Source organism: Streptomyces sp. NPDC054796, from assembly GCF_053611545.1.
The window spans coordinates 1-11,057 of the sequence record NZ_JBSHAO010000019.1; the positions used below are offsets into that span (position 1 = coordinate 1).

10 protein-coding genes are annotated in these 11,057 nt (G+C 74.0%); 6 read left to right on the plus strand and 4 right to left on the minus strand.

Going from position 1 to position 11,057, the window contains the following annotated elements; translation table 11 throughout:
• Window positions 1-413: 413 nt before the first annotated feature.
• From ACWGJ2_RS17730 to ACWGJ2_RS17740, 3 genes are all read left to right on the plus strand, one after another.
• Window positions 414-890, plus strand: a complete 477-nt coding sequence (locus ACWGJ2_RS17730) for a hypothetical protein (protein ID WP_453347027.1) — start codon at window positions 414-416, stop codon at window positions 888-890.
• Between the two features lie 187 nt (window positions 891-1,077).
• Entirely contained in the window at window positions 1,078-1,329 is a 252-nt protein-coding gene (locus ACWGJ2_RS17735) for a hypothetical protein (RefSeq protein WP_453347028.1), read from the plus strand.
• 14 nt (window positions 1,330-1,343) lie between these two features.
• A complete protein-coding gene (locus ACWGJ2_RS17740) occupies window positions 1,344-1,850 on the plus strand; it encodes a hypothetical protein (RefSeq protein ID WP_453347029.1) in 507 nt (168 codons plus the stop codon).
• A gap of 109 nt (window positions 1,851-1,959) precedes the next feature.
• Here the strand turns inward: ACWGJ2_RS17740 and ACWGJ2_RS17745 are convergent, their stop codons facing one another.
• Both ACWGJ2_RS17745 and ACWGJ2_RS17750 read right to left on the minus strand, forming a co-directional pair.
• Window positions 1,960-2,985, minus strand: coding sequence for an aspartate-semialdehyde dehydrogenase (locus tag ACWGJ2_RS17745; protein ID WP_453347030.1), 1,026 nt, complete (start codon window positions 2,983-2,985; stop codon window positions 1,960-1,962).
• Between the two features lie 277 nt (window positions 2,986-3,262).
• Window positions 3,263-3,922, minus strand: coding sequence for a TetR/AcrR family transcriptional regulator (locus tag ACWGJ2_RS17750; RefSeq protein ID WP_453347031.1), 660 nt, complete (start codon window positions 3,920-3,922; stop codon window positions 3,263-3,265).
• A gap of 130 nt (window positions 3,923-4,052) precedes the next feature.
• On the opposite strand from ACWGJ2_RS17750, the gene ACWGJ2_RS17755 reads away from it, so the two are divergent.
• Window positions 4,053-4,832, plus strand: coding sequence for an SDR family NAD(P)-dependent oxidoreductase (locus ACWGJ2_RS17755; protein WP_453347032.1), 780 nt, complete (start codon window positions 4,053-4,055; stop codon window positions 4,830-4,832).
• 158 nt (window positions 4,833-4,990) lie between these two features.
• Here the strand turns inward: ACWGJ2_RS17755 and ACWGJ2_RS17760 are convergent, their stop codons facing one another.
• Window positions 4,991-5,761 (minus strand): HAD family hydrolase, encoded by a 771-nt coding sequence (locus ACWGJ2_RS17760; RefSeq protein WP_453347033.1) that lies wholly within the window; start codon window positions 5,759-5,761, stop codon window positions 4,991-4,993.
• A gap of 186 nt (window positions 5,762-5,947) precedes the next feature.
• On the opposite strand from ACWGJ2_RS17760, the gene ACWGJ2_RS17765 reads away from it, so the two are divergent.
• Both ACWGJ2_RS17765 and ACWGJ2_RS17770 read left to right on the plus strand, forming a co-directional pair.
• Window positions 5,948-9,670, plus strand: a complete 3,723-nt coding sequence (locus tag ACWGJ2_RS17765) for a DNA polymerase III subunit alpha (RefSeq protein WP_453347034.1) — start codon at window positions 5,948-5,950, stop codon at window positions 9,668-9,670.
• Entirely contained in the window at window positions 9,667-10,671 is a 1,005-nt protein-coding gene (locus tag ACWGJ2_RS17770) for a DNA polymerase Y family protein (RefSeq protein ID WP_453347035.1), read from the plus strand. Before ACWGJ2_RS17765 ends, ACWGJ2_RS17770 begins: the two co-directional genes overlap by 4 nt.
• Window positions 10,672-10,775: 104 nt before the next feature.
• On the opposite strand, the gene ACWGJ2_RS17775 is transcribed toward ACWGJ2_RS17770, so the two are convergent.
• Window positions 10,776-10,940, minus strand: coding sequence for a hypothetical protein (locus ACWGJ2_RS17775; protein ID WP_453347036.1), 165 nt, complete (start codon window positions 10,938-10,940; stop codon window positions 10,776-10,778).
• Window positions 10,941-11,057: the final 117 nt, after the last annotated feature.

Sequence of the window (11,057 nt, forward strand, 5' to 3'; positions counted from 1 at the left end):
GCGGGCGCCGTCGTCACCGCGCTCGACTTCAAACTGGTCGCCGAACTGGAGCGCATCACAGCCGCGCGCGGTGCCACGACCGCCCCCTGAGCCTCGCCCCGTAGTCCGTTCCGCGGCCTGCACCGCGACCATGGTGCGAAGGGCACGCCGGGGGCAGGCTCGGTCAGCGCCACCTCGGCTTCCCTGCGGGTGAGCTGCTGTCCCGCACCGCGCGGTCAGTCGGCGCGGGGCAGGACCGCGCGCTCGCCGTCTTCACTCGCGGCCTCCCTCCTCCGCAGCCCTGGCCCCCTCCTGGTCCCCCTCTGAGCTCTTTCCTCGTTGGATCACCCGAGATGTGATGACTGCGCAGGAGAGACCCCCGCGACCGCGCGAACGGTCCGGGGGCGTGGCCAACGCTGTTGAGGAGCGTCAACGTGCCGAAGACTACCGGCCTGTCCGTCTCAGAGGGCAGGGGCGTCCCAGTGAACGTCCTGACCAGTACGCCGCCGTGGGCGCCGCCTTCCGGTGTTGCCGCCGTACTGGAGCCCGCAGGGGTGTTTTGGGATGCGGTGGTGGTCCCCGTGTATCTGGGGGATCGGGTGCTGGTGCGGCTCGGGAGGGAGTCGGGGGCGGTGATCCGGGATCCGTACGGGCGCCGGTTGACGTGGTTGGTGCCGCCCGGTGCGACGCGGGGGTGGGTGGTCGCCGCCATCGCGTGCGTGCAACTGCTCAGCACCACGCAGTACCTGACGGTCCCGCCCGTCTGGTGCACCCGCTCTGCCTCCCCGCACTGGGTGCGGGGCTGGGCGGAGCATGGTTCGACGGACGCGCGGTTGCTGTACGTCGTGCTGGATGCGGTGATCCGGGCCGAGCACGGGCCCCGCGAGCACGAGAGCGGGGCCGGGCGGTGAGCCCGCGCTGTTTCCGGTGCTGTCGGGGGCCCGGCACGCAGACGGTCCTTGAGCTGTACTCCGGTGACGAGCGGGGCGCGAGCCCGCAGACACGCACGCGCACCGTCCCGGTGAAGGTGTGTGACGGGTGCGCGGCCGACATCGCCGCCGAGGACGAGGCCCGCGCCGCGAGACCGGGGGCGGACCGGTGACCCGCCCCCAGTGCGCGGTGGAGAGCGGCGGTCACGTGGGCCCCGTCGTGCGCTACCTGGCTACAGCGCGCCACCCGTGGCATGAACCGGTGTGGCTGTGCCCCTGGCACGGTGCCTGCCTTCCCCTCGCGGCGATCCGTGCCGAGGTCACCGGGGAGACGGTCGCCCGCGCCATCACCGTCTTCACCGGCGCCGGAAAACGCCGCACCGACACCGAGTCCGTTGACCCCGCGCCCACCCGCAACTGACCTGGAGCAATCCTGTGCCCCGTGACCACAGCGTCCTCATCCCCGCCGACCCCGAGGATGTCTTCTACGACCCCCACGGCTGGGCCACCACCGCGGGCTTCCCCATCGCAGTCCTGGAAGGCCAGCAGGCGCGCTTCGTGATGCGCCGTATCCAGGACCGGGCCGTGCGCCTCATGTATGAGCTGCCGCAGGGGCCCGCGTTCCTCACCAGCTATCCGCGCCCGATGCCGTCCGGGCAGGTCGTCGAGATCATGGAAGGCAACCTCGCGACGCTCCTCACCGGCTATGCCTGCCACGCCCTCCGCCTCCGCGAGAAGGGCGAACGCATCACGGTGGACGGCACCACCCGCGGCTGCGTGTCCACCCTGCTCGCACCCCGCCACTGGTGGCACGCCCGCCATGCCCGTATCGGCAAGGCACTGCAACACGACGGCCGCAGCGTCATCCTCACCGCGCCGCTCGTCGGTGGACGCACCCTGCAACTGGCCGCCGTCACACCCAGCCCGAGCCCGACCCCATAAAGGCGCCCGCCCCCTGGGGAACCGTCGGCAGCGGTCCAGGGGGCGGGCTCGGGTTCCGGTCTCGTGGCGGCGGTGCGGGGCCGGAGCCCCTGCACAGCCGCGGAGCCGGTTACTTCTCCGCGGCCACCAGCTCCGCGATCTGCACGGCGTTCAGCGCCGCGCCCTTGCGGAGGTTGTCGTTGGAGAGGAACAGCGCGAGGCCGTTCTCGGCGGTCTCGTCGGCGCGGATGCGGCCGACGTAGCTGGCGTCCCTGCCCGCGGCCTGGAGCGGCGTCGGGATGTCCGACAGCTCGACGCCCGGCGCCGCGCCCAGCACCTCGCGGGCCCGCTCCGGGGAGAGGGGGCGCTCGAAGCGGGCGTTGACCTGGAGGGAGTGGCCGGTGAAGACGGGCACGCGGACGCAGGTGCCCGAGACCTTCAGCGCGGGGATGTCCAGGATCTTGCGGCTCTCGTTGCGGAGCTTCTGCTCCTCGTCCGTCTCGTCCGAGCCGTCCGTCACGACGGAGCCGGCGACCGGCAGCACGTTGAACGCGATCGGCCGCTTGAACTTGTCGGGCGCGGGGAAGTCCACCGCGTCGCCGTCGAACGTCAGCCGCGAGGCGTCCGACTCGACGGCCTTGCCCGCCTGCTCGTTCAGCTCGGCGACACCGGCGAGGCCGCTGCCCGAGACCGCCTGGTAGGTGGCGACCACGATGGACGTCAGCCCCGCCTCGTCGTGCAGCGGGCGCAGCACGGGCATGGCGGCCATGGTGGTGCAGTTCGGGTTGGCGATGATGCCCTTGGGGCGGCGCTTGGCGGCGTCCGGGTTCACCTCGGAGACGACGAGCGGCACGTCGGGGTCGAGGCGCCAGGCCGAGGAGTTGTCGATGACGACGGGGCCCTGGGCCGCGACCTTCTCCGCGATGGCCTTCGACGTCGAACCGCCCGCCGAGAAGAGGACGATGTCGAGCCCGGAGTAGTCGGCCGTGGCCGCGTCCTCGACGGTGACCTCGCCGTCCTGCCAGGGGAGGGTGCGCCCGGCGGAGCGTGCGGAGGCGAACAGCCGCAGCTCGTCGACCGGGAATTTGCGCTCGGCCAGAATCTCGCGCATCACAGTGCCGACCTGGCCGGTTGCTCCGACGATCCCGATCTTCATGGGGCTCCTTCTGAGTCTTCCGAGTCTGTGCTCGTATCGCTTGTCGCTTGTGTCCCGGCTGCCTCCTACCCTGCCCTGCGCGAGGTAGGGGCCGCCAATTCTTTGATTTCGGTCACAGCGGCCCGGCCATGGTGTACGGTCCCGCCTCGCGTGATGTCCGGGCCGGTCGGCCCGTCCGGCTCGGCGGGTCGCTGACCAGGCCCGTCGCAGGTCCGTCCCGGCCGCACATCCGGCTTGTTCGGATCGCTCGAATTCTTTCGGGTTCTCCCGGGCCGGTTCAGGCGCGGGGCGTGTGCAGCCCGGCCGTCAGTTTCCGTACGCAGCTCACCGCGGTCTCGGCCGGTCCCCGGCCCTCGCCCTGCTTCCCGGCTTCCCCCTCGTCCGCCGAGCCCGTCGCGCCCGCCGCCCAGGTCTCCACGGCGACCCGCATGGCGGTGTTGACCGCGGCGGCCAGCAGCCGGACCTCCAGGGGGTCGGTGTCCGCGCGTACCAGCGTGCCGAGCACGGGCACCAGGGACTCCTCCGAGTCGGAGTGGACGCGGTGCCAGACCGAGCGCAGCGCGGGTTCGTCGGGCATGGCCCGCAGCAGATCCCGCGTCCAGCGGAGGGCCTCGGCCGCCTCCTCGCCCTCCGGGGTGAGCGCCGTGCGGACGGCCGACTCCAGCGCCTCGGCGACGGGCAGCCCGGGCGGCGCCGCCGCGAGATCGTCCAGCCACTGCCGCACGCCTCCGGTGAGCAGGGGCGCGACGGCCTCCTCCTTGGTGCGGAAGTAGCGGTAGAAGGTGCGCAGCGAGACCCCCGCCTCCCGTGCGATCCCCTCGGCCGTGACGGATCCGGCGCCGTGCTCGGAGAAGAGCGCGGCGGCGGTACGGGCGATCTCCATCTGGGTCTCGGCCTTGCGCCGCTCGGTGAGGGTGGGGCGGGGAGCTGTGGGCATACGGGGAAGCCTACGTCGGCGGCAGGGGTGCATGTTGTGCGACTGTGGCACGTTGTGCCATGTAGGCGTACGGTGAAGCCGTACGGGCCCTCGCGTGGGCAGGGCGACAGGGTGGCAGACGGAGGCGGACATGGGAACGACGGGACAGGGGCGCTTCGGAGGGCGGCGGATCCTCGTCACGGGCGGCGGCTCCGGCATCGGCCGGGCCACCGTGCTGCGCCTGCTGGAGGAGGGCGGCACCGTCGTCGCCGCCGACATCGCCGAACCCGGCCTGGAGGAGACGGCCGCACTCGCGGCGGAGGCGGGCACCGGCGCCCGGCTGACCGCGGTGACCGTGGACATCGCGGACGAGGCCTCCGTACGGGAGGCGATCGGCACCGCGACGGCGGGGCTCGGCGGGCTCGACGTGCTGGTCAACGCCGCCGGGATCCTGCGCTCCTCGCACACCGAGCACACCACCCTCGAATTCTGGAACCGGATCGTCGCGGTGAACCTCACCGGCACCTTCCTCGTCACCCGCGAGGCGCTGCCCGCGCTGCTCGCCACGGGCAGGGGCGTCGTGGTCAACTTCAGCTCCACGTCGGCGAGTTTCGCCCACCCCTACATGGCGGCCTACGCGGCGACGAAGGGCGGCATCCAGTCCTTCACCCACGCCATCGCCTCGGAGTACAGCAAGCGGGGGCTGCGTGCGGTGTGCGTCGCGCCGGGCTCCATCGACAGCGGCATGACCCGTGACCCCGGCCTGCCCGAGGACGCCGACTTCGGGCTGCTCGGCAAGCTCACCCCGGCGATCGGCCGGGGCTTCGCGGGCCCGGAGACCGTCGCGGGAGCCATCGCGATGCTCGCCTCGGACGACGGCGCGTTCATCACCGGCACGGAACTGCGCATCGACGGCGGCACGCACATGTGACGGCGGCTCCGCGTACGCGTGATGGCGGTTTCGCGTATGCGTGGCGGCGGCACGCACATGTGACGGTCACGTGCGCAGGTGACGGCGGCCCCGTGTTCGGCCGGTTCGCCCATCCGCCTGGCGCCCGCCCGTCCGCCCGGCGTCCGCCCGGCGAGGGCTCAGCTCGCGTCCGTCAGCCGGGTCACGGCCGCCAGTCCGCGGTGTGCGCCGGGTGCCGCGCCGCTGGGCAGGACGTACGCGCGCAGCCCCGCGCCCACCGCGCCGCCGTCCTTGGCCGGGTGGTCGCCCACCATCAGCGTCTCGGCGGGCTCGACGCCGAGCTGTTCACAGGCGTGGAGGAAGAGCGCGGGGTCCGGCTTCTCGGTGTCGTGCTCGTACGAGTGCGTCCACGAGCCGATGTAGTCGTCGAGACCGTGGTGGGCGAAGGTCGGGCGCAGATCCCAGCCCACATCGCTCACCACCCCCACCGCTATGCCCCGGCGGCGCAGCCCGAACAGGGTGGCGCCGCTGTCCGCGTACGGCAGCCAGTAGCGAGGAGTCCGCAACTGCTCGTACAGCTCCTCCGCGACGGGCGCCAGGAGCGGGACGGACGCGTACCACGTGGTGAACGCGTGCCGGTGCGCCTTCGCCGACACGTCGCGGCCCTGCTGCGCCGCGACCACCTCCGGGTCCGAGAGGCCCGCCTCCAGTCCCGTCAGCACCTCGTCCATGGCTGCGTCGTCCAGCTCCCGCGCCGTCACGGCGGCGCGTATGCGCGCGGAGTAGGGGGCGATCTGGAAGAGCGTGCCGGAGAAGTCGAAGAGCACGGCGCGCAGGGGAGGCGCCGGTCTGCGGGAGACGGGGCCCCGGCGGATCGGACCTTCGGGGCCGAGGACCGGCAGGGCGGAGCCGGGGCCTCCGGCGAGGGTGCTGAGGTGGTGGTCGGTCATGGGTGCCGTTCTATCCGACGGCGTTCTGTTCGTACCGGGGTTTTCGGCCATTCATCGTCGCAGGTCAGCGAGGCGCATGGGTGCTGACCTGGGGAAACGTCACGTTCGAACGAAAGTTCGATGGCTGGTTTATGGTGGAGGGGATCCAGCGGACAAGGGGGCGGACGCGACAGGAGGTGCGTGCGGATGTCGGGGTTTGTGCATCTGCACGTGGCCTCGGGCTTCTCCCTGCGGTACGGCGCCTCGCACCCCGAGACGCTGGCCGAGCGGGCGGCCGAGCGCGGCATGGAGGCGGTCGCGCTCACCGACCGGGACACCCTCGCCGGAGCGGTGCGGTTCGCCAAGGCGAGCGCGCGGGCCGGGGTGCGGCCCGTCTACGGGGTGGAGCTGGCCGTGGGGGAGCGGCCGGAGGAAAGGAGCGCGGTGCGGCGTCGGCGGACACCGGTCAGGGGTGGTGCCTTTGTCGACGAGTCGGCGCAGCGCGTCGTCTTCCTCGCCAGGGACGGCGCCCGTGGCTGGGACCGGCTGTGCCGGATGGTCAGCGCGGCGCACGCGGGCGCGGCTCATGCGGGCGCCCCCGGCGCGGAGCGGCCGTGCCTGGAGTGGAACGCCATGGCATCGGTCCACGGCGACAGCGGCGCCCAGGGCCTCCCCGCCCCCGGCGCGAGTGACGCGCTGACCGTGCTGCTCGGCGCCGGTTCCGACGTCGGACGCGCGCTCTCCGCCGGACGCCCCGACCGCGCCGCACGCCTGCTCCGCGACTGGCGCGAGGTCTTCGGCGACGCGCTGCGCCTGGAGGCCAGTGCCGCAGGCCCGCTGCGCGACGCCGCGCGGACGCTGGGCCTGGCGGCCGAGCAGGGCGTGCAGCCCGTGCTGACGAACTCCGTGCGCTACGCCGACCCCGGACAGGGCCCCGTCGCCGACGTGCTGGACGCGGCCCGTCGGCTCGTCCCCATCGACCCGCGCAACGGGCTCGACGGCGGCGAGCGCTGGCTCAAGGGCCCCGGCGAGATGGCGGAGGCCGCCGAGCGCATCGCCGAGGCGGCCGGTTACCGGCGGAGCACCGCGCACCGGCTGCTGAAGCTGACCGAGGAGACAGCCGCCGAGTGCCGGGTCGATCCGGAGGACGACATCGGCATCGGGCGCGTCCACTTCCCCGAGCCCCGCCTGGTGGGTGCCGGGCAGCGCACAGCCGCTCGAGTGCTGCGCTCGCGCTGCGCGGCCGGGATGGTCACCCGCCGCTACGAGCGCGATCAGGACCGCTGGCGCCGCCTGGAGGAGGAGCTGCGGATCATCGAACACCTCGGCTTCTCCTCGTACTTCCTCACCGTCGCGCAGGTCGTCGAGGACGTGCGGGGGATGGGCGTCCGGGTCGCGGCGCGCGGCTCGGGCGCCGGTTCCCTCGTCAACCATCTGCTGGGGATCGCCCATGCCGACCCCGTCGAGCACGGGCTGCTCATGGAGCGCTTCCTCTCGCCCCGTCGCGCCGCGCTGCCCGACATCGACATCGACGTGGAGTCCGCCCGGCGCCTGGAGGTCTATCGCGCGATCTTCGCGCGCTTCGGCGAGGAGCGGGTCGCCACCGTCGCCATGCCCGAGACCTACCGGGTGCGGCACGCCATCCGCGACGTGGGTGCAGCGCTCGGCATGGACCCGGCCGAGACCGACCGGCTCGCCAAGGCGTTCCCCCACATCAGGGCCCGCGACGCGCGCACCGCGCTGGCCGAGCTGCCGGAGCTGCGCGGGGTCCGCGAGTCGGCGGAGGAGCGGCACGGGGAGCGGTACGGCGGGCCGCACGGCGAGCGCTTCTGGGACCTGGTCGAGGGGCTGGACGCGCTGCCGCGCGGGGTCGCCATGCACCCGTGCGGGGTGCTGCTCTCCGACGCCTCGCTCCGCGCCCGTACGCCCGTGGTGCCGACCAGCGGCGAAGGGTTCGCCATGTCGCAGTTCGACAAGGAGGACGTGGAGGACCTGGGGCTGCTCAAGCTGGACGTGCTGGGGGTGCGGATGCAGTCCGCGATGGCCTACGCGGTACGGGAGACCGAGCGGGCCACGGGCGAGCGGATCGAACTGGACGAGGTGGCCGACGGCGACGCGCGCACGTACGAGCTGATCCGCTCCGCCGAGACGCTCGGCTGCTTCCAGATCGAGTCGCCCGGCCAGCGCGATCTGGTCGGACGGCTCCAGCCCTCCGGCTTCCACGATCTGGTCGTGGACATCTCCCTCTTCCGGCCGGGCCCGGTCGCCGCCGACATGGTGCGGCCGTTCATCGAGGCCAGGCACGGACGCAGGCCGGCGCGCTATCCGCACCGCGATCTGGAGCCCGCGCTGCGCGACACCTACGGCGTCGTGGTCTTCCACGAGCAGATCATCGAGATCATCTCGGTCATGACCGGCTGCGACCGCGCGCTGGCCGACGAGGCGCGCCGCGCGCTCTCGGACGGCGAGCGCCAGGGACGGCTGCGGGTCTGGTTCGCGCGGGAGGCGGAGCGGCGCGGGCACACGCGCGAGACCATCGCGCGCACCTGGGAGATCGTGGAGGCGTTCGGCTCGTACGGCTTCTGCAAGGCGCACGCGGTCGCCTTCGCCGTGCCGACGTACCAGTCGGCGTGGCTGAAGGCCCACCATCCGGCCGCCTTCTACGCCGGGCTGCTCCAGCACGACCCCGGGATGTACCCGAAGCGGCTGCTGCTGGCGGACGCGCGGCGGCGCGGGGTGCCGGTGCTGCCGCTGGACGTGAACCGTTCGGGTGCCGCCTATCGGATCGAACTGGAGTCCGATTCAGGATCGTCGGGTCCGGGCCCGGGTCCGGGTCCGGGTCCGGGTTCGAGTTCCGGTTCCGATTCCAATTCCGGCTCTGGCGCTGAGAGACAGGGCGACGGTGATGGCGCGGGGCGCGGTGTGTGGGGCATCCGCCTGGCGCTCTCCGAGGTCCAGGGCATCACCGAGGCGGACGCGGAGCGCATCGAGGCGGGCCAGCCCTACGACTCGCTCGGCGACCTCTGGCAGCGCGCCCGGCCGCCCCGCCCCGTCGCGGAGAACCTGGCGAGGGTCGGCGCGCTGGACGCGTTCGCGCCCGGCGGCAACCGGCGCGATCTGCTCCTCCACATCGCCGAACTCCACCGCGCCCAGCGCGGCGCGGGCGCGCGGGAGGGGCAACTCGCGCTGGGCGAGGGCACGTCGGAAGCACGCGAGGGAGAGCCCGCGGGGCTGCCCGACCTCGACCGCGACGAGCGGCTCGGCGCCGAACTCGGCGTCCTCGGCATGGACGCCTCCCGCCATCTGATGGGGGATCACACCGCTTTCCTGCGGGAGCTGGACGCGTACACGGCACGCGGGCTGCGCGAGGCGGAGCACGGCGAGACGGTCCTCGTCGCCGGCGCCAAGGCCGCCACCCAGACCCCGCCGATCCGGTCGGGCCGCCGCGTCATCTTCACCACGCTCGACGACGGCACGGGACTGGTCGACTGCGCCTTCTTCGACGACAGCCACGCGGCCTGCGCGCACACCGTCTTCCACTCCTGGCTGCTGCTGGTGCGGGGCGTGGTGCAGCGGCGCGGGCCGCGCAGCCTGAGCGTGGTCGGCTCCCGCGCGTGGGACCTCGCGGAGCTGGTCGAGCTGCGCCGCACGGGCGGCCTCGACGCGGTCGCGGCGCGCCTCGCGGAGCCGCAGCCCGTGCCCTCAGGGGAGGGCGACGGTTCCGATCCCGGCTCCGGTTCCGAGGGCGGGCCCGAGGGCGGGCCCGGGGCCGGAGGGGAGGCGCCGCCGCGTCAGCCCCGTCGGACCGTGCAGGTCACCCCCGGCTACGAGATGCACCCCTGGGCCGACCTGCGTCCCCCCGGCGAGTCCGCCGACTCGGCGAAGGCGCTGCGCAAGCTCTGGCACGCCAGCCCCGGGAGCGCGGGATGACCGGGACCGAGCCTTGCGCCGAGCCCGTCGAACCCCATGTGCTGTACGTGCGGTTCGGCGGCTGCGCCGAGGCGGACTACCCCCGCCTCCTCGACCTGCTCACCCGCCTCACCCCCGTCGTGCAGGCGCTGCCGCCCGACGCCGCGCTCGCCGACGTACGGGGAGCGCTGCGCTACTTCGCGCGGGACGCGGTGGGGCTGGCCGAACTCGTGCGCCTCCGCGCCGCCGGGCTGTACGGCACCGACTGCACCGTCGGCGTCGCCGCCAACCCGCTCCTCGCGCGGATGGCCGCGCAGGCGGGACCCGCAGGCACCGTCCACGTGGTGCGCCCCGAGGAGGCCGGGGCCTTCCTCGCGCGCAGGCCCGCCGCCGCGCTGCACGGCGTCGGCCCCGCGACCGCGCGCACCCTGGTCTCGTACGGCCTGGACAGCGTCGGCCGGATCGCCGAGGCGTCGCCCGCCACGCTCCAGCGGGTCCTGGGCGCGACGACGGGCCGCCGCGTGCACGAGCGGGCCCACGGCATCGACCCGACCCCCGTCACCCCGAGCGCCCCGGCACGCTCGGCGAGCGCCGAGTACCGCTTCGGGCGCGACGAACTGGACCCGGACCAGCGCCGCCGCGCGCTGCTCACGCTCGCGGACGAGCTGGGACTCCGGATGCGTACGGAAGGGCAGGTGGCACGCGCGCTGACCCTCACCGTCCGCTACGCCGACCGCTCCACCACCACCCGCACCCGCGCGCTCGCCGAGCCGACAGCGCACACGCTCGCGCTGACGTCGGCCGCCTACGCGCTGCACGACGCGCTCGGGCTCCAGCGGGCCCGGGTGCGGGCCGTCGCGCTGCGCGCCGAGAATCTGGCCGCGGCGGAACTTGCGGCGCGGCAGCTCTCCTTCGACCCCCGCGAGGAGAAGGCCCGCCGCGCGGAGGCGGCGGCCGACCGCGCCCGCGCCCGCTTCGGCGCGGACGCGGTCCGTCCCGCCGGCCTGCTGGACGCGGCGTAGGCCGGGAGCCCGGGGCCGGAGGGCCGTGGCGGAGTCATGCGCACCGAACCTTCACCGGTACGCGGCTGGTCACCTCCGTTACCCGCCCGTACGTTGACGGACAGTCAATAGCGTTCATCCGTCCTCAGAGCCGCGAGGAGACGAAACGTGAAGCTGTCGAAGTCGTCGAAGTCGTCGAAAACGCCGAGAACGCCGAGAACGCCGAAGTCGTCGAAGCCGTCGAAGCCGCCCCTGAAGCGCATACGCAGACCCGCGGCAGTCATCGCCATGGCGGGGGCCCCGGGCCGCGACCCCCGGCCCGCGGCCCCCCCGCACGGGGCCGGGGCGGGGGGCCCCCCGCCCCGCCCCCCCGCCCCCCGCCCCCCCCCGGAGGCCGGCGGCGCCGG